21 protein-coding genes are annotated in these 23,373 nt (G+C 70.8%); 10 read left to right on the plus strand and 11 right to left on the minus strand.

Features of this window, described 5'->3' with window-relative positions:
* Positions 1-126: 126 nt before the first annotated feature.
* On the plus strand, positions 127-822 hold the full coding sequence (locus ACSYGN_RS27275) for a TerB family tellurite resistance protein (protein ID WP_460400076.1): 696 nt from the start codon (positions 127-129) through the stop codon (positions 820-822).
* 71 nt (positions 823-893) lie between these two features.
* Positions 894-2,135, plus strand: a complete 1,242-nt coding sequence (locus tag ACSYGN_RS27280; RefSeq protein ID WP_460400078.1) for a sialidase family protein — start codon at positions 894-896, stop codon at positions 2,133-2,135.
* Positions 2,136-2,313: 178 nt separating this feature from the next.
* On the opposite strand, the gene ACSYGN_RS27285 is transcribed toward ACSYGN_RS27280, so the two are convergent.
* The 5 genes from ACSYGN_RS27285 to ACSYGN_RS27305 all read right to left on the minus strand — a co-directional run bounded on the left by ACSYGN_RS27285 (position 2,314) and on the right by ACSYGN_RS27305 (position 9,048).
* On the minus strand, positions 2,314-3,249 hold the full coding sequence (locus tag ACSYGN_RS27285; RefSeq protein ID WP_460400080.1) for a dihydrodipicolinate synthase family protein: 936 nt from the start codon (positions 3,247-3,249) through the stop codon (positions 2,314-2,316).
* Positions 3,249-4,337: an oligopeptide/dipeptide ABC transporter ATP-binding protein gene (locus tag ACSYGN_RS27290; RefSeq protein ID WP_460400082.1), complete on the minus strand. Its 1,089-nt coding sequence runs from the start codon at positions 4,335-4,337 to the stop codon at positions 3,249-3,251. Before ACSYGN_RS27290 ends, ACSYGN_RS27285 begins: the two co-directional genes overlap by 1 nt.
* 17 nt (positions 4,338-4,354) lie before the next feature.
* Complete coding sequence (locus tag ACSYGN_RS27295; RefSeq protein WP_460400084.1) at positions 4,355-6,331, minus strand: dipeptide/oligopeptide/nickel ABC transporter permease/ATP-binding protein; 1,977 nt, start codon at positions 6,329-6,331, stop codon at positions 4,355-4,357.
* Between the two features lie 78 nt (positions 6,332-6,409).
* Positions 6,410-7,369, minus strand: a complete 960-nt coding sequence (locus tag ACSYGN_RS27300) for an ABC transporter permease (RefSeq protein ID WP_460400086.1) — start codon at positions 7,367-7,369, stop codon at positions 6,410-6,412.
* A gap of 47 nt (positions 7,370-7,416) precedes the next feature.
* Positions 7,417-9,048 carry an ABC transporter substrate-binding protein gene (locus tag ACSYGN_RS27305; RefSeq protein ID WP_460400089.1) on the minus strand — a complete coding sequence of 544 codons (1,632 nt, stop codon included), beginning with the start codon at positions 9,046-9,048 and terminating at the stop codon, positions 7,417-7,419.
* A 288-nt stretch (positions 9,049-9,336) separates the two neighbouring features.
* Between ACSYGN_RS27305 and ACSYGN_RS27310 the strand changes: the two genes are divergently transcribed.
* The 4 genes from ACSYGN_RS27310 to ACSYGN_RS27325 all read left to right on the plus strand — a co-directional run bounded on the left by ACSYGN_RS27310 (position 9,337) and on the right by ACSYGN_RS27325 (position 12,129).
* The gene (locus tag ACSYGN_RS27310) at positions 9,337-10,119 is read left to right on the plus strand and encodes a FadR/GntR family transcriptional regulator (protein ID WP_460400091.1); all 783 of its coding nucleotides are present in this window, start codon (positions 9,337-9,339) and stop codon (positions 10,117-10,119) included.
* A 137-nt stretch (positions 10,120-10,256) separates the two neighbouring features.
* The gene (locus tag ACSYGN_RS27315; RefSeq protein ID WP_460403963.1) at positions 10,257-10,562 is read left to right on the plus strand and encodes a hypothetical protein; all 306 of its coding nucleotides are present in this window, start codon (positions 10,257-10,259) and stop codon (positions 10,560-10,562) included.
* Positions 10,510-11,256: a DNA repair protein RecO gene (gene recO / locus ACSYGN_RS27320; RefSeq protein WP_460400093.1), complete on the plus strand. Its 747-nt coding sequence runs from the start codon at positions 10,510-10,512 to the stop codon at positions 11,254-11,256. Before ACSYGN_RS27315 ends, recO begins: the two co-directional genes overlap by 53 nt.
* Before the next feature lie 33 nt (positions 11,257-11,289).
* Positions 11,290-12,129 (plus strand): isoprenyl transferase, encoded by an 840-nt coding sequence (locus ACSYGN_RS27325; protein ID WP_460400095.1) that lies wholly within the window; start codon positions 11,290-11,292, stop codon positions 12,127-12,129.
* A gap of 158 nt (positions 12,130-12,287) precedes the next feature.
* Here ACSYGN_RS27325 and ACSYGN_RS27330 read toward each other — a convergent pair whose 3' ends face one another.
* The 4 genes from ACSYGN_RS27330 to ACSYGN_RS27345 form a co-directional block, all read right to left on the minus strand.
* Positions 12,288-12,707: a Fur family transcriptional regulator gene (locus ACSYGN_RS27330; RefSeq protein ID WP_460400097.1), complete on the minus strand. Its 420-nt coding sequence runs from the start codon at positions 12,705-12,707 to the stop codon at positions 12,288-12,290.
* A gap of 74 nt (positions 12,708-12,781) precedes the next feature.
* Entirely contained in the window at positions 12,782-13,693 is a 912-nt protein-coding gene (locus ACSYGN_RS27335) for a metal ABC transporter permease (RefSeq protein ID WP_460400099.1), read from the minus strand.
* Positions 13,693-14,490 (minus strand): metal ABC transporter ATP-binding protein, encoded by a 798-nt coding sequence (locus ACSYGN_RS27340; RefSeq protein WP_460403775.1) that lies wholly within the window; start codon positions 14,488-14,490, stop codon positions 13,693-13,695. Before ACSYGN_RS27340 ends, ACSYGN_RS27335 begins: the two co-directional genes overlap by 1 nt.
* Positions 14,491-14,540: 50 nt before the next feature.
* Entirely contained in the window at positions 14,541-15,518 is a 978-nt protein-coding gene (locus ACSYGN_RS27345; RefSeq protein WP_460400101.1) for a metal ABC transporter substrate-binding protein, read from the minus strand.
* 151 nt (positions 15,519-15,669) lie between these two features.
* Between ACSYGN_RS27345 and ACSYGN_RS27350 the strand changes: the two genes are divergently transcribed.
* From ACSYGN_RS27350 to ACSYGN_RS27360, 3 genes are all read left to right on the plus strand, one after another.
* Entirely contained in the window at positions 15,670-17,052 is a 1,383-nt protein-coding gene (locus ACSYGN_RS27350; RefSeq protein ID WP_460400103.1) for a glycine--tRNA ligase, read from the plus strand.
* A 215-nt stretch (positions 17,053-17,267) separates the two neighbouring features.
* Positions 17,268-18,284, plus strand: a complete 1,017-nt coding sequence (locus ACSYGN_RS27355) for an aldo/keto reductase (protein WP_460403777.1) — start codon at positions 17,268-17,270, stop codon at positions 18,282-18,284.
* 26 nt (positions 18,285-18,310) lie between these two features.
* Positions 18,311-18,928, plus strand: coding sequence for a TetR family transcriptional regulator (locus tag ACSYGN_RS27360; protein ID WP_460400105.1), 618 nt, complete (start codon positions 18,311-18,313; stop codon positions 18,926-18,928).
* Positions 18,929-19,275: 347 nt separating this feature from the next.
* Here ACSYGN_RS27360 and ACSYGN_RS27365 read toward each other — a convergent pair whose 3' ends face one another.
* Entirely contained in the window at positions 19,276-20,715 is a 1,440-nt protein-coding gene (locus tag ACSYGN_RS27365; protein WP_460400107.1) for an MFS transporter, read from the minus strand.
* Positions 20,716-20,827: 112 nt separating this feature from the next.
* Here ACSYGN_RS27365 and ACSYGN_RS27370 point away from each other — a divergent pair, with 112 nt between their 5' ends.
* Positions 20,828-21,751, plus strand: coding sequence for a helix-turn-helix transcriptional regulator (locus tag ACSYGN_RS27370; protein WP_460400109.1), 924 nt, complete (start codon positions 20,828-20,830; stop codon positions 21,749-21,751).
* A 68-nt stretch (positions 21,752-21,819) separates the two neighbouring features.
* Here ACSYGN_RS27370 and ACSYGN_RS27375 read toward each other — a convergent pair whose 3' ends face one another.
* Complete coding sequence (locus ACSYGN_RS27375; RefSeq protein WP_460400111.1) at positions 21,820-23,265, minus strand: MFS transporter; 1,446 nt, start codon at positions 23,263-23,265, stop codon at positions 21,820-21,822.
* Positions 23,266-23,373 lie beyond the last annotated feature (108 nt).

Genomic DNA, 23,373 nt, shown 5'->3' on the forward strand with positions numbered 1-23,373 from the left:
TCGTTTCCGGCCAACGGGGCGTTCAGGTCACGGAAAGGTCTCGTACGGGGTAATGACTCCGCCCCGCCCCTGTGGCTAACATCACGCCAGCGCGGCGATGTTGCCGCGGGGTTACGGAGGTGCGACGTGCTGCCAGTCCGGGGACGAAACGGCCGTGCCAGCAGGCGCGCCCGCATCGTGGGGACCCGCACCGCCTGGACACCGATTGGCGACGGCGAGTTCTTCTGCCCCGGCTGTGGAGGCGACCGTAACTACCAGCGCCTCACCGGCCGCCGCCGCCTCACTCTGCTCGGCGTGCCGCTCCTGCCGCGCGGGGTCGCGGGACCGGTCGTGGAGTGCGCCTCCTGCGGGCACCACTACGGCGCCGACGTCCTCGACCACCCCACCACCGGCCGCTTCTCCGCGATGCTCCGCGACGCCGTGCACACCGTCGCCCTCGCCGTGCTCGCCGCGGGCGGCGCCTGCGCCCGTACGTCGCTGGAGGCGGCGGTCACCGCGGTCCGCGCCGCCGGCTTCCCCGACTGCACGGCGGAACAGCTCGGCACCCTCGTCGAGGCACTCGCCGCGGACGGCGGCCGTATCTTCGACCACCCGTCCGGTGCAAGCCTCGCCATCGAACTCCACGAGGCCCTCGACCCGCTCGCCCCGCACCTCGCCCCCGCGGGCCGCGAGGCGATCCTCCTCCAGGGCGCCCGTATCGCCCTCGCCGACGGGCCCTACACCCCGGCCGAACGCGATGTCCTCGCCACGGTCGGCGCGGCGCTCACCATCTGCTCGACCGAGGTGACCCGCCTGATGGCTGCGGCGCGTACGCCGTCGTAGGCCGTGTCGCCCGTGTCGCCCATGCCGGTGACACCGGAGTGGCGGCGGTGGCGGGCGGGGAGCATCTGACGGTGACCCCCCTCAGCCGCACCCACCTGCCGCGCACGCTTCTGCCGCGCACCCTCCTGGGCGCCGCCCTCCTCGTGGCCCCGCTCACCGCCACCGCCACGGTCACCGCCACCGCCACGGCGGCCCACGCCGATGAGGGCTGCGCGTCCTCGGTCCCGTACGTCGCCGGCTCCGGCGGCTACGACACCTACCGCATCCCCGCCGCGGTCACCACCCCGCACGGCACGGTCCTCGCCTTCGCTGAGGGCCGCCGCGACAGCGCCGGGGACACCGGGAACATCGACGTCGTGCTGCGCCGCTCCAGCGACGGCGGCTGCACCTGGGGCCCGCAGCAGGTGGTCGCCGCGGGGGACGGCGACACCCGCGGCAACCCGGCGCCGGTGGTCGATCCCCGCACCGGCGCGGTCGTGCTGGTGACCAGCTACAACAGCGGCGCGGTCACCGAAGCACAGATCATGCGCGGGGAGACGACCCCCGAGCAGAGCCGTCGGGTGTTCGTACAGCGCAGCCAGGACGACGGGCGGCACTTCACCCTGCCGCGCGACATCACCGCCGAGGTCAAGCCCGCCGGCTGGCGCTGGTACGCCACCGGACCCGGGCACGCCGTAGCCCTCACCCGGGGCCCGCATGCCGGACGTCTCGTCGTCCCCTGCGACCACTCCGCCGCCCCGCCGGAGGGCTCGTCCGACACCGGCCAGGAGGCCCGCTGGTACGGCGCCCACGCCATCTACAGCGACGACGGCGGACGCAGCTGGCGGCTCGGCCTCGTCGACGACAGCTACGACGGCCTCGACAACGCCAACGAGTCCAGCGCCGCCGAACTCCCCGACGGCCGCCTCTACTTCAGCGCCCGCGACCAGAACGGCAGTAACCCCGGCAACCGGCTCGACAGCTACTCCGGCGACGGCGGACGCACCCTGGAACGCCCGTTCACCGCGCAGCCCACGCTGGCCGACGTCCCGGTCGTCGAGGGCAGCGTCCTCCAACTCCCGCACGGTCCCCTGCTGTTCTCCGCCCCGTCGGTCCCGACAGCCCGCCGGGCCATGGCGATCTGGACCAGCACCGATTCCGGCGCCACCTTCACCAGGGCCCTGACCCTCTCCGACCAGCGAGCCGCCTACTCCGACCTGGTCCCCCTCGCCCACCGCACCACCGGCATCCTGTACGAGACCGGCACTACGGGAACGTACGACACGATCGAGTTCCGTCGGCTGCGGCTGGGGGACCTGTACGGGGGCTCGTAGGGGGGACGGACTCGTTGGAGGGACGACCTAGGACGACCGCCAGGGGACGGCGCCTAAGCAGGTCGGGCGAAGTCCGCTGCGGTTCGGCAGCGCCCTGAAGGGGCGCGGGGAACTGCGCGACCAGCCACGATGGTGCCGCAGACGACAGACGGCACATCGCGGCATTTCCAGCGGAGCGCTAGAGCAGCCCCGCCCCCGCCAGGAACTTGCCCACCCGCTCCACCTCCGCCGCAGACAGCGGGACCTGGGGTTCCGCTGTCGCCGGGCAGGCGATGACGCCGCGCAGGTGCAGGGCCGCCTTGAAGGCGCCCAGGGCCGAGGAGCTGCCGCCCATGCGGGACGGGTCGCCGGCGCCGGTCAGGCCGAACAGGGTGCACAGCCGCTCCTGTTCGGCGCGTGCCCCGGCCCAGTCGCCCGAGACGCACAGCCGGTGGAGACGGACGTAGCCGTCCGGGTCGACGTTGGCCAGGCCCGGCACCGCGCCCTGCGCGCCCAGGGACATCGCGAGGTCGACGACGACCTCGGAGCCGGTGAGCACCGAGAAGTCTGCGAGGCCGGTGCGTTCGCGGGTGCCGGTCGTCAGTTCGCGGAAGCCGGCCACGTCGCCGCTGGAGTCCTTGACCCCGGCCAGCACGCCCTCCTCGGCGAGCTCCAGGACCAGCGCGGCGGGCAGCTTGCTGCCGACGGCGACCGGGATGTCGTAGGCCACCACCGGGACCGGTGAGGCGGCCGCGACCAGCCGGTAGTGGCGGGCGATCTCTGCCGGGTGGGTGCGGGTGTAGAAGGGGGCGGTCACCACGACCGCGTCGGCGCCCGCCGAGGTGACCGCCGCGACATGGTCCAGCACCCGCGGCGTGGTCATGTCGATGGCCCCGGCCAGCACCGGCACCTGACCTGCCACATGGGCGGTCACCGACTCCACGACCAGCAGCCGCTGACGGTCGGTGAGATACGCGGCCTCGGACGACGAGCCGAGCACGAACAGCCCGTGCACCCCGGCGGACACCAGGTGGTCGACCAGCCTGAGCAGGGAGGGGACGTCCACCTCGCGATCCGGTGTCAGGGGCGTGCAGAGGGGGGGTACGACACCGGTGAGCGGGGCGGGCAAGGTCATCATGGCTCCTTCGGGTCCGGCTGGTGGCCCGGCTGGTGCACCAGGTCGTGTCCGGCCCGGTCCTCCTGTACAGGATGGTGGCACCGGTAGCGGTGCCCGGCCGATGACACGGTTGATGACTCGGTCCGTGATTCGACCGTAAAGCCCGGCATCGCCGTGGCGCAGATCCCGTCCGCCTTCCAGCATCGGGTACGGAAGGGGCAGCCGCTCGGCGGGCGGGTGGCCGACGGTACCGGGCCGGTCAGCGGGATCGGGTCGACGGGCGTGAGCAGGCCCGGTGTCGCGGAGAACAGGGCGCGGGTGTACGGGTGCCGGGAGCGGCCGGTGACCTCGGCGGCCGGGGCCTCCTCGACGATCCGGCCCAGATACATGGTGATCACCCGGTCGCTCATCCGCCGTACGGTCTGGATGTCGTGCGAGACGAACACCAGGGCGAGACCCAGGCGTTCCTTGAGATCGAGCAGGAGATTGAGGATCTGCGCGCGCACCGACACGTCCAGGGCGCTGGTCGGCTCGTCGGCGACGACCAGGGCGGGGTCCAGGGCCAGGGCCCGCGCGATGGCGACGCGCTGGCGCTGACCGCCGGACAATTGCCCGGGCAGGGCGTCCGCGAGCACCCCGGGCAGCCCGACCAGGGCCATCAACTCCCGCACCCGCTCCTCGCGTCGGGCCCGGCTGCCGCGCCGGTGGACGTCCAGCGGGTCGCGCAGGATGCGGCCGACGGGAAGGCGGCGGTTGAGGGCCGTCGAGGGGTCCTGGAAGATCATTCCGGTGCCCGCGCCGACGGCGCTACGGCGCTCGTCGGGCGCCAGCGACCACAGCTCACGCCCCTGGTACAGCACGGTTCCGGAGGTCGGCCGGGTGATCCCCACCAGCACCTTCGCCAGCGTCGACTTGCCGCACCCCGACTCGCCGACCACCCCGACCGTCTCGCCGGGCGCCACGGAGAGATCGGCGCCGGTCAGGGCGTACACCCGGTCCCGGGTGAACAGGCCGCCGCTGCGGGCCCGGTGGACGACGTGTGCGTCGCGCAGTTCGACCAGTGCGGCTGTCTCGGAGTCCGGCGGTGCCTCTTGGGGTGTGCTCATGCCACCCTGAGGTGTGCTCATGTCACCGCCTCGCTCTCCGTCGTCGCCAGGTCGATGGCCGGGTGATGGCAGGCCACCGTGTGGGCGGGCGGACCGGCCGGGGAGGGGGCCGTCGTGTGGCATACCGTGCTCGCCAGCGGGCAGCGGTCGGCGAAGCGGCAGCCCGCCGGGAAATCGGCGGGCGCCGGGACGACGCCCTTGATCTGGGTGAGCCGCTCGGCCGACGACTCCAGCGACAGCACGCTGCCGAGCAGCCCGCGCGTGTAGTGGTGGGCCGGGGCGGCCACCAGGTCGGCGGTCACGCCGGTCTCCACGATCTGCCCGCCGTACATCACTGCGACCCGGTCGGTGACGTCGGCGATCAGCGCGAGGTCGTGCGAGACCAGGATCAGCGCGAAGCCCAGTTCGGCCTGGAGCCGTAGCAGCAGCTCCATGATCTGGGCCTGGACGGTCACGTCGAGCGCGGTCGTCGGCTCGTCGGCGACGATCAGCTCGGGGTCGCGGGACAGTGCCATGGCGATCAGGACGCGCTGGCGCTGGCCGCCGGACAGCTCGTGCGGATAGCTGCGCAGGGTGCGCTCGGGGTCGAGGCCGACCATCGTCAGCAGCTCGTGCGGGCTGCGCCGCCCGCCGCGCCGTACAAGCTGCCCCAGCTGCGCGCGGACGGTCATCGCGGGGTTGAGGGAGGACAGCGCGTCCTGGTAGATCATCGCCATCCGGTGGCCGAGCAGCTTACGGCGCACCCGCACCGGTTCGGCGAGCAGATCCCGGTGGCCGAATCTGATCTGGCCCCGCACCCGGGCGCCGGGCGGCAGCAGGCCCATCACAGCGAGCGCGGTGAGCGACTTGCCGCAGCCCGACTCGCCGACCAGCCCCAGGACCTCCCCGGGATGCACCTCGAAGCCGATGCCGTCGACGATGTCGACGCCGCGGTGGCGGGCGTCGAAGCCGATGGCGAGGTTCTCCACGGCGAGCACCGGCTGCCCGTCGCGCGGCACCCGCCGGGCGCGGGCCCGCAGCCGTACGGCCGCCTCGGCGAGACCGGGCAGCCGCACCACCTCGCCGGTGCCGGGCTCCGGGGTCTGGAGGCGGTCCTCGTCCGCCTCGACCTCGCGGGCGGGCGGCGCCGCCCAGGCGTCGGAGATGCCCTCGGACAGGATGTTCAGCGACAGCACGGTCAGCAGCATCAGCAGCCCGGGAAAGACGGTGGCCCACCAGCCGCCAGTGAGGACCATGTTCTTGCCGTCCGCGATGACACTGCCCCAGGACGGGTCCGGGGGCCGCACCCCGGCGCCGATGAAGGACAGCGACGCCTCGAAGACGATCGCCTCGGCGACCTGGACCGTGCAGAACACCAGCACCGGCGCCGCGCAGTTGACCGCCACATGCCGCCACACGATGTGCGGGGTGCGGGCGCCTATGACCCGCTCGGCGGTCACATAGTCCTCGCCGTACTGGTCGAGGACGTTGGCGCGTACGACACGGGCGACGGGCGGGGTGAAGAGGAAGGCGATCGCGCAGATCAGTACGGTGATGCCGCCGCCGAACACGGAGATGAGCACGGCGGCGAGGGCGATGCCGGGGAAGGCCATCACCACGTCCAGGCAGCGCATCAGTGTCTCGTCGACGCTCTTGCGGGAGGTGGCCGCGACCGCGCCGATCAGCGCGCCCGCGAGCAGCGCGAGCCCGGTCGCGCCGAGCCCGATCGACAGCGACCAGCGCGCCCCGTACATCAGCCGGCTGAGGATGTCGCGGCCGAGACTGTCCTGGCCCATCCAGTGGGCGGCGGAGGGACGGCCGGTGCCGTCGACGGGCTCCTGCTGGTCCAGCGGGTCGTGCGGGGCGAGCAGCGGCGCCAGCAGCGCCGTCAGCACCACGACGGCCAGCAGACAGAGGGCCGCCTTCGACAGCGGCGGCAGCCGCCGCCAGCCGCGCAGCCGGACGCCGGGGCGGGCCAGGGCGGCGGTGAGGGACGCACGGTTGAGGAACGTCAAGACGGCTCCCTGGCAGGGGACGTGCGGGTGAGGGGCATCAAGGCGCCTCCCTGGCAGGGGACGTGCGGGTGAGGGGCATCAAGACGCCTCCCTCAGACGCGGGTTGACGAGCAGATGGAGCACGTCGATGACGAGGTTGACGACGACGAACCCGGTTGCGGTGGTCAGTACGACCCCCTGCACCACGGCCGGGTCACCGTTCTTGACGGCGTCGATCATCAGCTTGCCCATGCCGGGCAGCGAGAAGATCGTCTCGATGACGACGGCGCCGCCGAGCAGATAGCCCACCCGCAGCCCAAGCACGGTCAGCGGGTTGATGAGCGCGTTGCGCAGCACATTCCGCCCGACCACCACCCGCGGCGGCAGTCCGCTGCCGGTCGCGGTGCGCACATAGTCCTTGTCCAGCTCCTCCACGACCGACGTCCGCACGATCCGGGTGAGCTGCGCGGCCACCGGCAGCGACAGCGCGAAGGCGGGCAGCGTCATGGTCTTCAGCCACCCGGTGAAGGAGTCGGCGGGGTTGATGTAGCCGCCGGCCGGGAACCAGCCGCGGTCCACCGCGAGGTACTGGATCATCAGCAGCGCCAGCCAGAAGCCCGGCGCCGCGACCCCGGTGAGCGACACGACACGGATGACCTGGTCGGGCAGCCGGTCCCGGTAAACCGCCGCGGTGACTCCGCCGGCCAGCGCCAGGACCACCGCGATGGCGAGACCCAGGAAGGTGAGCTGGAGGGTGAGCGGCAGCGCTGTGGTGACCTGGTCGACGACCGGCGCCCGGGTCAGGGCGCTGGTGCCGAGGTCGCCGTGCAGCAGATCGCCGATGAAATGGACGTAGCGCACCGGCAGCGGGTCGAGCAGCCCGTTCTGCTCCCGGAAGTCGTGCAGCTGCTGCGGGGTCGGGTTGGCGCCCTGGAAGAACGCGGACGCCGGGTCGACGTCCGAGAACCGCATCACCAGGAACACGAACAGCACGATGCCCAGCATCAGCGGCACGAGCAGCAGCACCCGGCGGGCCAGGATACGGACGACGGCGACCACGGGCGGTCAACTCCCTGTGCGACGAGGGCTGTTCACAGGTGGGAGGGCTAGGCCCACTTGGCCTGGAGGAGATTGATGCCGGGATACGGCTGCGCCCTTATACCTGCGAGCTCGCGCGGGTCCCACGCGGTCATCAGCTCGTTGTGCACCACCGGGTAGAGCACGGCCTGTTCGGCGACGACGTCGATGTAGTCCTGCACCATCGCCGTCTTGCGCGTCGCGTCGGGCTCCCGGGTCGCCTGGTCCATGTCCTTGAACAGTTGCTTGGCCACGGGGTCACCGGCCCACCGGGTGTACTGCATCCAGAGGTTCTGGGGGCCATAGTTGTAGTGCATGATCAGGTCCGCGTCGAGGCCGAACTGGTTGGGGTTGGAGGCGGCGGCGACGACCTGGTAGTCCTGCTGCTGGTCCATCTTCGTGAACACGGCCGTGGTCTCCTGCGGGGACAGCGTCGTCTCGACGCCGATCGCGTCCCAGGACGCCTTGACGGTGGGCAGGCAGTCCATGATCCAGCTCACGTTCACCGACATGAGGTCCACCTTCAGCCCGTGCACCCCGGCTGCCTTCAGCAGCGCCTTCGCCTTGGCGGGGTCGTAGTCGTAGACCGTCTTGGCGCGCCGGTAGGCGGGGTTGGCCTCGTCGAGGAACGACGAGGACGGCTTGCCGTGCCCCTTGAGGGCCACCTCGACCATCTTCGCGGTGTCGATGGCGTAGCGCAGCGCCTGCCGCACCCGCACGTCGTCGAACGGCTTGTGCCAGGTGTTGAACATGAGGAACAGGTTGTTCATCCCGGCGCCGCCCGCGACCCGCATTCCGCCCTTCTCCAACTGCGTGATGTTGGCGTACGGGATGTTGTCCGCGATCTGGGCGCCCGCCCCGGACCCCGAGATCCGTGCGACGCGCGGGGCGGCGTCCACGATCGTCAGCCAGTTCATCTTCTTGAACGCGGGCGGCCGCGGCCCGTTGTAGGCGGCGAACGACTCGAAGACGGTGTTGGACTTCGGGTGGTGCGCGGTGAGCCGGTACGGCCCGGAGCCCACCGCGAGCCCCTTGATCGCGTCGTCCCAGGCACCCGGCCGGGAGAACACGTGCTTCGGCATGATCTTCGCCAGGGTGAGCCGCGCGAGCCCGTCGGGGAAGGGGAACTTGAGCACCAGCTCGACGTTCTGCGCGTCGGCCTTCCGGACCTCCTTGAGCCAGCTCGCGAAGAACCCCTTCGCCAGGGTCTGGGTCTTGGGATCGAGGATCCGGTCGAAGACGAACACCACGTCGTCGGCGGTGACTGGTTTCCCGTAGTGGAAGGTCGCCCCGGAGCGCAGGGTGAACCGCCAGGAGGTGGCCTTCGGATCGGCGGGCACAGCCGTGCCGAGCGCCGGACAGGGCTTGCGGGTGATCGGATCGGTCTCCAGCAGCCCTTCGTAGACATGGTTGTTGCCGGCCATGGCGAACGCCGACGCCGTCTGCGTCGGGTCCCAGCTCCCGTCGTTGCCGTAACCGATCACCGCGGTCAGCGTGCGGTTCCTCCCACCGCCCCCGCCACCGGTGTCGTTCGTCGACTCCGGTCCGGACGAGCAGGCGGCGAGCGACGAGGAGAGGGCGGCGGACACACCCAGCGCCCCGGTGTACGTCAGGAACGACCGGCGGTGGAACGCCGGCCCGTCAGGGGTCACGTCGCGCACGGTTCCTCCAGCGGAGAGGGTCTGGTGGACGGGGGGAGGTGCGGCCGTTCTGTTCTGCGTGAGGGGGGAGGGGAGATACGACGTCGGAGATACGACGTCCTACGTCCGGACCGATCAGCGTGACCATAGGAGCGGCCGTGAGGGCGGTCAAGGGATCGCACACGAATGGCGTAGCCGTCAGAGGTCGGACCAATGACGTGGTGAAATGGCCGAGTTGATGCCTTATCAGGCAGCGGCGGCACCTGGGTACCGCCAGAGGTGGGACGTAGGACGTCCGCTGCGCGTACGATGCCACGCATGGCCGGTGAGTCCCGGAACAGCCGGATACAGCGCCAGGTCGTACAGCTGATCCTCGACCGCCGCCTCACACCCGGCGCGCCCCTGCCCACCGAGGCGGAGCTGATGGAGGACCTGGGCGTCAGCCGCAACTCCGTCCGCGAGGCCCTCAAGGCGCTGCAGGCCCTCGACCTCGTCGAGATCAGACACGGCTACGGCACCTACGTCGGCCAGGCGTCGCTGACCCCGCTGGTCGACGGCCTGACCTTCCGCACCCTGACCCGGCGCGACGACGACCCCGGCGCCCTCGCGGAGATCCTCCAGGTCCGCGAGGCGCTGGAGGAGGGCCTGGTCGGACGGGTGGCGGCGGTCGTCAGCGCCCCGGACCTGGACCGCCTGGAGAACGTGCTCACGAGGATGGAGGAGACGAGCGGAACCGGCCGCCCGTTCCCCGAACTCGACCGCGAGTTCCACGAACTGCTCTACGCCCCCCTCGGCAACGCCCTGGTGCCACAGCTCCTCGGCGTGTTCTGGACGGTGTTCCGCAGGGTCGCGGGCGCCCGCGGCAGGACCGGCGACCCCGCACCCGAGATCACGGTCCGCCGCCACCGGGACATCGTGACCGCCCTGCGCGCGGGAGACGCGGCGGGCGCACGGCACGCGATGGCGGTGCACTTCCGGGGAGTGGAGGAACGGACGGCGGGTGTGGAGGAGCGCACGGCTGCAGCGGAGGAACGCGGGGCTCCTGCGGCAGAGCGCACCGGCGGGAGCCGAAGGAGCGAGCCCCAAGCCTAGACGCGGACCGTGGTCACCGTACGCCGAAGAGTGAAACCGTACGCAGGTGGGGAGCCACAGGACGGGACGGACGGGACTGTGATGGGACCGTGACAGGACTTGTGTGACAGGACTTGAAGGACGGCCTGAGGAGCACCATGCAACCGCCGCTCGGCACCTGCGTCGTCGACACCCGCACCGGAAGGGTGGGGTTCGTGATGGGACACGAGGGACCCTACATCCAGCTCAGACCGTACGGCGGCGGCCTGGAGTGGGACGCCGAGCCCGCCGCCCTGCGCGACGCGACGGCCGCGGAGCGACGGGACGCGGCGAGCGTGCGGGAGGGCGAGGAGGACGGGGGTGCCGACGGGGGTGCCTGGGGCCCCGCCGCCGTGGGCGAGAATGGACGGCATGAGCCTGTTCCGCGACGACGGCATCGTGCTGCGCACCCAGAAACTGGGTGAGGCGGACCGGATCATCACGCTGCTCACCCGGGGCCACGGCCGGGTACGGGCGGTGGCGCGCGGGGTGCGCAGGACCAAGTCGAAGTTCGGCGCCCGTCTGGAGCCGTTCTCCCACGTGGACGTCCAGTTCTTCGCGCGGGGCAGCGAACTGGTCGGCAGGGGCCTGCCGTTGTGCACCCAGAGCGAGACGATCGCACCGTACGGCGGCGGCATCGTGACCGACTACGCCCGCTACACCGCCGGTACGGCGATGCTGGAGACCGCCGAGCGGTTCACCGACCACGAGGGGGAACCCGCGGTCCAGCAGTACCTCCTCCTGGTGGGAGCGCTGCGCACGCTGTCCCGGGGCGAGCACGCCCCGCATCTGGTCCTCGACGCGTTCCTGCTGCGTTCACTCGCCGTCAACGGGTACGCCCCGAGTTTCGGCGACTGCGTGAAGTGCGGTATGCCGGGACCGAACCGGTTCTTCTCGGTGGCCTCCGGCGGCTCTCTGTGCACGGACTGCCGGGTGCCGGGAAGCGTGGTGCCCTCACCGGCGGCCCTGGAACTGCTGGGTGCGCTGCTCACGGGAGACTGGGAGACGGCGGACGCGTGCGAGGCGCGCCATGTCAGGGAGGGCAGCGGACTGGTGTCGGCGTATCTGCACTGGCATCTGGAACGTGGCCTGCGCTCGCTGCGGTACGTGGAAAAGTAGGCGGAAAGCGATTCTGAGGGAGACGAGAAGGACATGGTCGTAAGCGGGTTCCTGGGACGACGGCGCCGTGAGTACAACATTCCGGAGCCGCACCCGTCCGGCGCCCGCCCGCCGAAGCTCCCCGGCGAGCTGATCCCGAAGCATGTGGCGATCGTCATGGACGGGAACGGCCGCTGGGCCAAGGAGCGCGGGCTGCCCCGCACGGAGGGCCACAAGGTCGGCGCCGAGCGCGTCCTCGACGTGCTCCAGGGCGGGATCGAGATGGGCGTGGGGGCGATCTCCCTGTACGCCTTCTCCACCGAGAACTGGAAGCGGTCGCCCGAGGAGGTCCGCTTCCTGATGAACTTCAACCGGGACTTCATCCGCAAGACCCGCGACACCCTCGACGGACTCGGCGTCCGGGTGCGCTGGGTGGGCCGGATGCCCCGGCTGTGGAAGTCGGTCGCGAAGGAACTCCAGATCGCCCAGGAGCAGACCAAGGACAACGACCGCCTGACCCTCTACTTCTGCATGAACTACGGCGGCCGCGCCGAGATCGCCGACGCCACGAAGGCCATCGCCGCAGACGTCGCCGCGGGCAGGTTGAACCCGGACAAGGTCGACGAGAAGACGCTCCAGAAGTACCTGTACTACCCCGACATGCCCGACGTGGACGTCTTCCTCCGCCCCAGCGGCGAACAGCGGACCTCCAACTTCCTCCTCTGGCAGAGCGCCTACGCCGAACTGGTCTTCCAGGACGTCCTGTGGCCCGACTTCGACCGCAGGGACCTGTGGCGGGCATGCCTGGAATTCGCCTCCAGGGACCGAAGGTTCGGAGGCGCGATCCCGAACGAGGAACTACTGGCCATGGAAGGCAAGGGCGAGGAAAACTAGCCCGTAAGGAGGGTCCAAGGGCACCAATTCGGCCGAGGCCGGCAAAAATCAGCCCGTCCGGCGTTTGAGGACAAGGCCCGTTCAGGGCCGAAGCGGGGGCCTGGGGGCGGCAGCCCCCAGCACACCGCCCAGCCCCTGCTGCACAGCAGACGGAACTTTCAACCCGCCGAACCCGCGGAGCACTCCGCACAGGTACCGAAGATCTCCAAGGTATGCGCCACATTCACGTACCCGTGCTCCGCGGCCACCTCCTCCGCCCACTGCTCCACCCCCGGCCCCGCCACCTCGACCGCCTTCCCGCACAGCCGGCACACGAGATGGTGATGGTGCTCCCCCGAAACGCACCGCCGGTACACGGCCTCCCCGTCGGACGTGCGCAGCACATCGACCTCGCCCGCGTCCGCGAGGGACTGGAGCGTGCGGTACACCGTGGTCAGGCCCACCGAGTCGCCCTTGTGCTTGAGCATGTCGTGGAGTTCCTGCGCGCTGCGGAACTCGTCGACCTCGTTGAGGGCCGCCGCGACAGCGGCCCGCTGCCGGGTGGCACGGCCCTTCACGGGCGGTCCAGCGGTGGTCACCGTTTGCCTCCTCAACGTCTGCGCCTGACGGTCTGCGCCTGACGGACCATTGTGCCAGCCGCCCCTGTGCAGGGTCAGGTTCCAGCCTCCTCGGCGGTGCCGCCGGTGCCCCGCGCGGCCGGAATCGCGCACTCCAGCGGGTCTCCGGCGGGCTGTGCGGCGGCGCGGGCGCGGGCGCGTCGGCGGGTGAGCGGGGTGGCGAGGACGGTGAGGACGACGAACAGGGCGATGGTCAGCAGCACGATCGTCGCACCGGGCGGCACGTCCTGGTAGAAGGACGTCACGGTGCCGCTGATGGTGACGGTCACCCCGATGGCGACGGCGATGGCGAAGGTGGCGGCGAAGCTCCGGGTGAGCTGCTGGGCCGCAGCGACCGGTACGACCATCAGCGCGGACACGAGGATGAGCCCGACCACCCGCATGGCGACGGTCACGGTGACGGCCGCGGTGACCGCGGTGAGCAGGTTGAGCGCGCGCACGGGAAGCCCGGTGACGCGGGCGAACTCCTCGTCCTGGCTGACCGCGAAGAGCTGGCGGCGCAGCCCGACGGTGACCACGACGACGAACCCGGCGAGCACCGAGATCGCCGTGACGTCGGACGGGGACACCGTCGAGAGGGACCCGAAGAGATACGAGCTGAGGTTGGCGGTGGAGCCGCTCGGGGTGAGGCTGACGAGCATCACGCCGCCGGCCATGCCGCCGTAGAAGAGCATGGCGAGGGCGATGTCGCCGCGGGTCCGGCCGTACCAGCGGATCAGCTCCATGAGGACGGCGCCGACCACGGAGACGGCGGTGGCCATCCACACGGGGGAGGAGTTCAGCAGGAAGCCGAGGCCGACGCCGGTCATGGCGACATGCCCGATGCCGTCGCCCATCAGGGGCTGGCGGCGCTGCACGAGGTAGATGCCGATCGCGGGGGCGGTGACACCGACCAGCACGGCGGCCAGCAGCGCGCGCCGCATGAAGTCGTAGTCGAGGAGGTTCATCAGCTCAGCAGTCCCGTACGGATCGGTTCGGTGCCCGCGGATGCGTGCGGGTGGACATGGTCGTGACCGGGCAGCGCGTGCTGTCCCACGGCGCGCGGCGGTGGCCCGTCGTGGGCCACACAGCCGTCACGCAGCACCACCGCGCGGTCGATCAGCGGCTCCAGCGGGCCGAGTTCGTGCAGCACCAGCAGGACGGTGGCCCCGTCGGCGACCTGCTCGCGCAGGGTTCCGGCGAGGATCTCCTGGCTGGCGAGGTCGACGCCGGCCATCGGCTCGTCCATGATCAGCAGTTCGGGCTCGGAGACCAGGGCGCGGGCGATGAGGACGCGCTGGTGCTGCCCGCCGGACAGCGCGGTCACGGAGTCCTTGGCGCGGTCCGCCATGCCGACGAGGTCGAGGGCACGGCGTACGGCGGCCCGGTCGGCGCCGCGGAAGGGGCCGAAGCGGGTGCGGGCGAGGCGGCCGGAGGCGACGATCTCGGTGACGGTGGTGGGGACGCCGCCCGCGGCGGTGGTGCGCTGCGGTACGTAGCCGATCCGGGCCCAGTCGCGGAAGCGGCGGCGCGGGGTGCCGAACAGCTCGATCTCCCCGGCGCTGGGTTGCACCTGGCCGATGACGGTGCGGATCGCCGTCGACTTGCCCGAGCCGTTGGCCCCGAGCAGGGCGACGACCTCGCCGCGCCGCACGGTGAGGTCGACGCCGCGCAGCACGGGCCGCGTGCCCAGCTCGGCGCTGACGCCGCGCAGCGCCACGACGGGTTCGCGCGGACCGCTTCCCGGGCCACTGATCTCACTCATGTCGCTCACGTCGCTTTCCATACAGGACAGGTCACTTGTCGCAGGACAGGTCACTTGTCGCTTCCGAGGGCGGTCTTCAGCGCCGCGAGATTGGCGTCCATGACCGAGATGTAGTCCTTGCCGCGGGACGCGCCGGTGATCCCCTCGACCGGGTCGAGGACGTCCGTCCTGAGCCCCGAGTCACCGGCGACGGTCTTCGCGGTCTTGTCGCTCACGAGCGTTTCGTAGAAGACGGTGGAGACGCCGTCGGCCTTCGCCAGCTTCTCCAGGTCCCTGACGCGGGCCGCGCTGGGCTCGGACTCGGGGTCGAGGCCGCTGATGGCCTCCTCGGTGAGGCCGTAGCGCTCGGCGAGATAGCCGAAGGCGGCGTGCGTGGTGATGAAGACCTTGGTCTTCGTGTCCTTGAGCCCGTTCGCATAACGGGTGTTGAGGGCGTCGAGCCGGGCGACGAGATCGGCGGTGTTCTTCCGGTAGTCGGAGGCGTGGTCCGGGTCGGCCTTCTCGAAGGCCGCACCGACGCCCCGGGCGACCTCGGCGTAGCGCACCGGATCGAGCCAGATGTGCGGGTCCTTGCCGCTCTCTTCGCCATGGGAGCCGGGGGAGGCGTGGGAGTCGTCGTGCGCGGCGGCGTGCCCGCCGACCTCGCTGCCGTGCGTCTCCAGGGTGGTGAGGGAAGCGGCGTCGATCTTCGTCTTCACCCCGGACTGGGCGACGGCCTTGTCGACGGTGGGCTGGAGGGTCTTGAGGTAGAGCACCGCGTCGGACTCTTCCAGCTGCGCGGTCTGCAGGGCGCTGATCTCCAGGTCGTGCGGCTCCTGGCCGGGCTTGGTAAGGGTGATGACATGGACGCGGCCGCCGCCGATCTGCTCGGCGAGGTAGGCCATGGGGTAGAAGGACGCGACGACGTCGAACTTGTCCGTGTTGCCCGACACCGCGCTGCCGACCGAGCACGCGGAGAGGGTGCCGAGGCCGAGTGCGGTGACGGCCGCGACGGCGACCCCCGATATGTGCTGTCGTCGTACGTTCATGACAGTCATTTTCAACAAATATGGAAACCGTTGTCAACAAGGCTCCGGACCGCCATACGATTTGGTCGAGGGCCAGCACCCGCCGGTACGCTGAAGCATTCGCTGTGAAGCGTCTCGCTTCGTCGCCCGTCGTCGTAATGAAGAGAGCACCGTGGCCGCCGACAAGATCGACACCATCGTCAGCCTGAGCAAGCGCCGTGGCTTCGTATTCCCCTGCAGTGAGATCTACGGCGGCCAGCGCGCCGCCTGGGACTACGGGCCGCTGGGTGTCGAGCTCAAGGAGAACATCAAGCGCCAGTGGTGGCGCTACATGGTGACGGCGCGCGAGGACGTGGTCGGTATCGACTCGTCCGTGATCCTGGCCACCGAGGTCTGGGTCGCCTCCGGCCACGTCGCCACCTTCACCGACCCGCTCACCGAGTGCACCTCCTGCCACAAGCGCTACCGCGCGGACCACCTGGAGGAGGCCTACGAGGAGAAGAAGGGTCACGCCCCCGCCGGCGGCCTCGCCGACATCAACTGCCCCAACTGCGGCAACAAGGGCACCTTCACGGAGCCCAAGCAGTTCTCGGGTCTGCTCTCCACCCACCTCGGCCCGACCCAGGACTCCGGCTCCGTCGCCTATCTGCGCCCGGAGACCGCCCAGGGCATCTTCACCAACTTCGGCCAGGTGCAGACCACTTCGCGCCGCAAGCCGCCGTTCGGCATCGCCCAGATGGGCAAGTCGTTCCGCAACGAGATCACGCCGGGCAACTTCATCTTCCGCACCCGTGAGTTCGAGCAGATGGAGATGGAGTTCTTCGTCAAGCCGGGCGAGGACGAGAAGTGGCACGAGTACTGGATGGAGCAGCGCTGGAACTGGTACACCGGCCTCGGCCTGCGTGAAGAGAACATGCGGTGGTACGAGCACCCGAAGGAGAAGCTCTCCCACTACTCCAAGCGCACCGCCGACATCGAGTACCGCTTCCAGTTCGGCGGCAGCGAGTGGGGCGAGCTGGAGGGCGTGGCCAACCGCACCGACTACGACCTCGGCGCGCACTCCAAGGCATCCGGCACCGACCTCTCCTACTTCGACCAGGAGGCCGGTGAGCGCTGGACGCCGTACGTCATCGAGCCCGCCGCCGGTGTCGGCCGCACCATGCTCGCCTACCTGCTCGACGCCTATGTCGAGGACGAGGCGCCCAACGCCAAGGGCAAGATGGAGAAGCGCACCGTGCTGCGCCTCGACCACCGCCTCGCCCCGGTGAAGGTCGCCGTCCTCCCGCTGTCCCGCAACCCCGAGCTGTCCCCGAAGGCCAAGGGTCTCGCCCAGGCGCTGCGCCAGCACTGGAACATCGAGTTCGACGACGCCGGCGCCATCGGCCGCCGCTACCGCCGTCAGGACGAGATCGGCACGCCGTACTGCGTCACGGTCGACTTCGACACCCTCGAGGACAACGCGGTGACCGTCCGCGAGCGCGACACCATGAAGCAGGAGCGCGTGTCGCTGGACCAGATCGAGAGCTACCTGGCGGGCCGCCTGATCGGCGCGTGACCCGTCGCCGGGGGTAGTTCCTCCTCCGTCTCTCCGCCCCGGACGCCGGGCGGGCCGAGTGATCGGCCCGCCCGGCGTTTTTTGCGCCTCTGGAGTTGACGACCGCGTGACGGCTGACAGATAACGACTGACAGATATTGAAATCTGTCATCTGTCATGTCAGGCTGGAAGGCATGACGACACACAGCGAAGCAGCAGCACCACACGGCCGCCCGATGCCCACCCGCCGTCTCGGCCGCACCGGACCCGAGGTCTCCGCCCTCGGACTCGGCTGCATGGGCATGTCCGCGCTGTACGGCGACGCGGACCGGACGGAGTCGATAGCGACGATCCACGCCGCCCTGGAAGCCGGCATCACCCTGCTCGACACCGGCGACTTCTACGGCATGGGCCACAACGAGATGCTGATCGGCGAGGCCCTGCGCACCGCGCCCCCCGCGCGGCGTGAACAGGCGCAGGTCAGCGTGAAGTTCGGCGCGCTGCGCGACCCCGACGGCGGCTGGTCCGGCTACGACGGCCGTCCCGCCGCCGTGAAGAACTTCGCGGCGTACTCGCTCCAGCGGCTCGGCGTCGACCACATCGACGTGTACCGGATCGCCCGGCTCGACCCGGCGGTGCCGATCGAGGAGACGGTGGGCGCCATCGCGGAGCTGATCGAGAAGGGGTATGTGAGGCACGTCGGTCTGAGCGAGGTGGGCGCCGAGACCATCCGCCGCGCCGCGGCCACCGCCCCCGTCGCCGACCTCCAGATCGAGTACTCGCTCATCTCGCGCGACATCGAGCGGGAGGTCCTGCCGACCACTCGCGAACTGGGCATCTCCGTCACGGCGTACGGCGTCCTGTCGCGCGGCCTCATCTCCGGGCACTTCACCGGGGACCGGCAGCTGGCGGCGAACGACTTCCGGGCGTTCTCGCCGCGCTTCCAGGGCGACAATCTGCAGCACAACCTCGGCCTGGTCGAGGCGCTGCGGAAGATCGCCGAACAGAAGGGCGTGAGCGTCGCGCAGATCGCCATCGCGTGGGTGCTCGCGCAGGGCGCGGGACACGGCGACGACATCGTCCCGCTGATCGGCGCCCGCACCCGGGAGCGGCTGGCGGAGTCGCTGGGCGCGCTGGACGTGACCCTGGACGCGGCGGATCTCGCGGCCGTCGAGGGGGCCGTACCGGCCGGTGCGGCGGCGGGCGCCCGGTATCCGGCGGCACAGATGGGCCACCTGGGCACCGAGCGCTGATCTCGCCGCCCGGTACGGTCTATGCCATGGCCCCGACCCCCGAAGTCCTGACCGCCGAGCGCATCCTCGAGGCGACCGAGGAGGTGCTGCGCCGCCATGGACCGGCGAAGGCCACCGTGGTCGACGTGGCCCGCGCGCTCGGCGTCAGCCACGGCAGCGTGTACCGCCACTTCCGCACCAAGGCGGAGCTGCGGGGGGCGGTGACGAAACGGTGGCTGGACCGGACGTCGGAGCGGCTTGCGGTGATAGCGGACTCGGACTCGGACGACTCGGGTGTGCACGGCGACGCCGCCGCCACGCGTCTGCGGGCCTGGCTCACGGCCCTCTTCGACGCGAAGCGGCACAAGGCCGGCGACGACCCGGAGCTGTTCGCCACGTACACCGTGCTGACGGGGGAGGCCGGGGTGGTGGTCGACGACCACCTCACCGACCTGACGTCGCAGCTGACACGAATCGTCGCCTCGGGCGTGGCACGCGGCGAGTTCGCGTCGACGTCCCCCGAGGCGACGGCCCGGGCCGTCTTCCAGGCGACGTCGCTCTTCCACGACCCTCGCTATGCGTACGAGTGGACGCGGCCCGGAATCGACGGCGAGTTCACCGCGGTGGTGGACCTGCTGATCCGGGGTTTGACGATCAGGTCGTGAGCGGTGACCTTTCGGGTTTGGGCCCGTCGTGGCTGGTCGCGCAGTTCCCCGCGCCCCTAAGGAGCTAGGGGGTAATTCGGCTGCTGGCTGGGTGCGGGTTGTGGGTGGCTTGTCGCGCAGTTCCCCGCGCCCCTGGGGGGTGGGGGTTTCGGTTGTTGGTTTGGTGCGGGTCCGTTGTGGCTGGTCGCGCAGTTCCCCGCGCCCCTTGAGGGGGCTGGACGCAACGTACCTTCAGGGGCGCGGGGAACTGCGCAGAGGTTCAACCCCGGTGTGGGCGAACACCCTCAGGGGCGCAGGGAACTGCGCGAGGAACCACAACGCACCCGCACCCGCCGCACAGCGAACCGTCAGCCGACAGTCCGAGGCAGTCGCAGACTGAGCAGGCCCGTCAGGGCAACGCCCACCAGTTGGACCAGCAACGTCGCCACGAGGGCATCCCTCATGCCCATCCCCGGCACCAGGGAAAGAAACAGCGTGCCCAGCGTGGCAACGCCCAGCGCCAGCGCCGACTGCTGTGTCGTGGCCATCACGCCCGCGCCGACCCCCGCCCGCGCCGCCGGAACCTCCGACAGGATGATCCGGAACAGGATCGGCAGCTGCATGGCCTGGCCCGCTCCGGCGATCGCCGCACCCGGCAGCAGTTCCACCAGCCCCAGGTCCGGCCACGAGCGCCAGGCCGTCAGGGCCAGTACGCCGACCCCCACCGCCTGCACCAGCGAGCCCGCGCTCACCACCCGCGTGCCCCACCGGGTCACCAGCCGCGGACCGGCCAGCGAGACCAGGAAGAAGGTGGCCGCCATCGGGGCGAGGGACAGGCCCGCCGGGATCGGGCCCAGCCCCGCCCCCCGCTGGAGCGCCACCGCGATGATGAACATGAACCCGCTGAAGCCGATCGAGAACGGCAGGATCATCGCCAGCCCGCGCCGCAGCGAGGTCAGCGCCAGCAGACTCGGCGGCACCAGCGGGGTGCGGCCCTGCCGGTCGGCCCGCCGCTCCACCGTGTAGAACGCCGCCGCCAGCAGCGGGAACGCCGTCAGCGACAGCCATGTCCACAGCGGCCAGCCCGCCGCCCGGCCCTCGGTGAGCGGAGCGAGCAGCGCCAGCAGAGACGCGGCCAGCAGCACCGTGCCGGGGCCGTCCACCGGCTCCGGGTGCGGGGAATGGGTCTCCGGCACCGCACGCGCGGCCAGCACCAGCCCGGCGATCACGACCGGCACATTCACCAGGAACACCGAGCGCCAGCCGGTGCCCGCGATGTCCGCAGACACCAGGATCCCGCCGAGGATCTGCCCGGCGATCATGGACAGCCCGGCGGTCGCGCCGTACAGGCCCATCGCCCGGGCCCGCCGCGCCCCCTGCGTGGCCGCCTGGATGGTGGCCAGCACCTGCGGGAGCATCGCCGCGCTCGCCGCGCCCTGCAGGACTCGCGCCGCGACCAGCGACCAGGCGGTGGGCGCGACCCCGCAGGCCAGCGAGGTCAGCCCGAAGGCGGCCATACCGCCGAGGAACAGCCGGCGGCGGCCGAACAGGTCGCCGAGCCTGCCGCCGAGGACGAGTAGCACGGCGTAGGCGACGCCGTACCCGGCCACCACGAGTTCGAGGACGGCCTCGCTCGCATGCAGGTCCTGGCCGATGGTGGGCAGGGCGACGTTCACGATGAAGAAGTCGACCAGGGGCAGCGCCGCGGCGAGCAGCACGGTGAACAGCCCGAGGCCGCCCAGGACAGGACCCGTGGCAGTGGACCCGGCCGACGACCGGATGGTGTGCGAAGCGGTTGTTTCGGTCACGAGATCGAGCCTGCGCCTGGTTCGAGGCTGGTACCAGATGCTCCTTATCCTGGTACCAGGACTACCCGGCAACAGGGTCCACCGTCCGACCCTACGACGGCATGCTGGAGGTATGACCATGGCACAGGAGATGGCACAAGAGACGGCGCAGGAGACCGTGCCCCCACCGCTCGCACCGCCCCGGGGCCGCGTCGCCGACATCCGCCGCCATGAACTCGCCGCGTTCCTGCGCCACCGCCGTGAGCACATCGCGCCGGAGCAGGTCGGTCTGCCCCGCGGCAGCAGACGCCGTACGCCGGGCCTGCGCCGCGAGGAGGTCGCCCAGCTCTCCGCGGTCGGCGTCACCTGGTACACCTGGTTGGAACAGGCCCGGGACATCCAGGTCTCCGTCCAGGTGCTCGACGCCCTCTCCCGCACCCTGCTGCTCGACCGCAGCGAACGCGCCCATCTTTTCCAGCTCGCCGGTGCCGTCGACCCCGACCCGGCCACCGAGTGCGCGCAGATCACCCCGGCACTGCGGCTCCTCCTCGAGCAGATCGAGCCGTTCCCCGCCTGTGTGCAGAACAGCAAGTACGACCTGCTGGCCTACAACCGCACCTACGGCCTCCTGCTCTGCGACCTCGACGAGGTGCCGCCCCAGGACCGCAATTGCATGATCCTTTCCTATACGCATCCGGTGTGGCGGTCGTCGATCGTGCATCTGGAGACGACCCAGCGGCTCATGGCCGCCCGTTTCCGGGCCTCGATGGCCGGACATCTCGCCGAGCCCGGCTGGAAGTCACTGCTGACGCGGCTGCGCACCGAGTCCCCGGAGTTCCGCGAGATCTGGGACCGGCACGAAGTGGTCGGCGCCGCCATCCGGCGCAAGGAGTTCCGCAACCGGTACGTCGGCCGTATCACCGTCGACCACACCGACCTGTGGCTCACCCAGGGCACCGGCCAACGTCTGCTGACCTATGTCCCGGCGGACGAGGAATCCAGGGAGCACCTGGAGAAGCTCCACGCCATCGCCCTGGAGCGCCGATCGGACAATTAGCCAGCCAGCCAGTCAGTCAGCCAGCCAATCAGCCACACGGCTGTCGGCCGCTCATCCCCGCGCCGCCGTCACGCCGGGATGCCCGCCGCCTCCCTGACCTCCGCCGAGTTCAGCCGCTCAGCCGTCCGGTCCGCCGTGCTGCGGGCCCAGCGGCCGCTGGTGAGCGCGCCCAGGACCAGTACCGACACACCGCAGCCCACAAGGATCCACCAGCCCGGCCGCGCCGCCGAGACGAACACCTCCCGGTACGGCGAGGAGCCCACCCCGGACGCCAGCACCGCGCCCACCACCGCCACGCCGAGCGTCTGCCCGAGCTGCCTGCTGGTGGAGGCGACCGCCGCGGCGACCCCGGCCTGTGCGCGCGGCATCCCGGACACCGCCGTGTTGGTGATCGGCGCGTTGACGAAGCCGAAGCCGATGCCGAACAGGACATAGCCGAGGAAGAGCGTGACGTTCGAGGTCTCCGCCTCGAAGGCCGCGAAGAGCAGGGCGCTCGCGGTCATCGAGGTACCGGCTATGAGCAGCGGCAGCCGCGGTCCCCGGTTGCCGACCAGCCGGCCGGATATCGGGGCGCACAGGAAGATCGGCACCGCCATCGGCAGCATCCACAGTCCCCCGTGCAGGGCGTCGAGGCCGCGCACGTTCTGGAGATACAGCGTCGACAGGAACAGGAAGCCGCCCAGTGCCGCGAACGCGCTGATGGCGATCACGGTGGCCCCGCTGAACGGTGCCGAGCGGAAGAACCGCAGGTCGATGAGGGGTTCCTCGCGCCGGGGCTCGTACCAGAGCAGGGCGAGGAGGGCGGCCACCGCGACGGCGGCGAAGGGCAGCACGGTGGCTGTGCCGCTGTCCGGGGCCTCGATGATCGCGTAGGTCAGCGAGCCGAACAGGGCGATCACCAGCAGTTGCCCGACCGGGTCGGGGCGCCGGGCCTTGGGCGCACGGGACTCGGGGACGTAACGCAGGGTGAGCAGCAGGGCGGCGAGGCCCACCGGCAGATTGATCCAGAAGATCGACCGCCAGCCCACCGACTGCACCAGCAGACCGCCGATCAGAGGGCCACCGGCCATCGATATGCCGATGACGGCGCCCCACACCCCGATCGCGCGGGCACGTTCGCGCGGGTCGGTGAAGGTGTTGGTGATGATCGACATGGCGACGGGGTTCAGCATCGATCCGCCTATCGCCTGGACCATGCGGAAGACGACGAGCATGCCCAGGCTGGGCGCCACGGAGCACAGCACCGAACCGGCCGTGAAGACGGCGAGCCCGGTCATGAAGACGCGCTTGCGCCCGATGCGGTCGGCCGTGGAACCGGACAGCATCAGCAGCGCGGCGAGCACCAGGGTGTAGGCGTCGATCGTCCACTGCAGACCTGACGTGCTCGTGTGCAGGTCACGCTGGATCGACGGCAGGGCCACATTCAGGATGGTGACGTCCAGACCCACGATCAGCAGGCTCATACAGCAGATCGCGAGCACCAGGAGTCGTCGACGAGGACTCAGCTCGGGCATGCCGCCATCGTAGACCAGAATCGATAGTGCGTCTAACTAATGACCGCGTGCGGATGACGGGCCCCTGCCCGGTTGACACGGGCACGCGGGCCCCACGCGCATGGACGC

It is taken from the genome of Streptomyces sp. YIM S03343 (assembly GCF_054729195.1).

What these genes read in the sequence shown, in the direction of transcription:
- recO (WP_460400093.1), top strand. Translation starts at nt 10,510, where the DNA reads ATGAGCCTGTTCCGCGACGACGGCATCGTGCTGCGCACCCAGAAACTG.
- ACSYGN_RS27325 (WP_460400095.1), top strand. Translation starts at nt 11,290, where the DNA reads ATGGTCGTAAGCGGGTTCCTGGGACGACGGCGCCGTGAGTACAACATT.
- ACSYGN_RS27335 (WP_460400099.1), bottom strand. Translation starts at nt 13,693, where the DNA reads ATGAACCTCCTCGACTACGACTTCATGCGGCGCGCGCTGCTGGCCGCC.
- ACSYGN_RS27375 (WP_460400111.1), bottom strand. Translation starts at nt 23,265, where the DNA reads ATGCCCGAGCTGAGTCCTCGTCGACGACTCCTGGTGCTCGCGATCTGC.
- ACSYGN_RS27290 (WP_460400082.1), bottom strand. Translation starts at nt 4,337, where the DNA reads ATGAGCACACCCCAAGAGGCACCGCCGGACTCCGAGACAGCCGCACTG.
- ACSYGN_RS27355 (WP_460403777.1), top strand. Translation starts at nt 17,268, where the DNA reads ATGCCCACCCGCCGTCTCGGCCGCACCGGACCCGAGGTCTCCGCCCTC.
- ACSYGN_RS27315 (WP_460403963.1), top strand. Translation starts at nt 10,257, where the DNA reads ATGCAACCGCCGCTCGGCACCTGCGTCGTCGACACCCGCACCGGAAGG.
- ACSYGN_RS27340 (WP_460403775.1), bottom strand. Translation starts at nt 14,490, where the DNA reads ATGAGTGAGATCAGTGGCCCGGGAAGCGGTCCGCGCGAACCCGTCGTG.
- ACSYGN_RS27345 (WP_460400101.1), bottom strand. Translation starts at nt 15,518, where the DNA reads ATGAACGTACGACGACAGCACATATCGGGGGTCGCCGTCGCGGCCGTC.
- ACSYGN_RS27370 (WP_460400109.1), top strand. Translation starts at nt 20,828, where the DNA reads ATGACCATGGCACAGGAGATGGCACAAGAGACGGCGCAGGAGACCGTG.
- ACSYGN_RS27360 (WP_460400105.1), top strand. Translation starts at nt 18,311, where the DNA reads ATGGCCCCGACCCCCGAAGTCCTGACCGCCGAGCGCATCCTCGAGGCG.
- ACSYGN_RS27285 (WP_460400080.1), bottom strand. Translation starts at nt 3,249, where the DNA reads ATGACCTTGCCCGCCCCGCTCACCGGTGTCGTACCCCCCCTCTGCACG.
- ACSYGN_RS27310 (WP_460400091.1), top strand. Translation starts at nt 9,337, where the DNA reads ATGCCACGCATGGCCGGTGAGTCCCGGAACAGCCGGATACAGCGCCAG.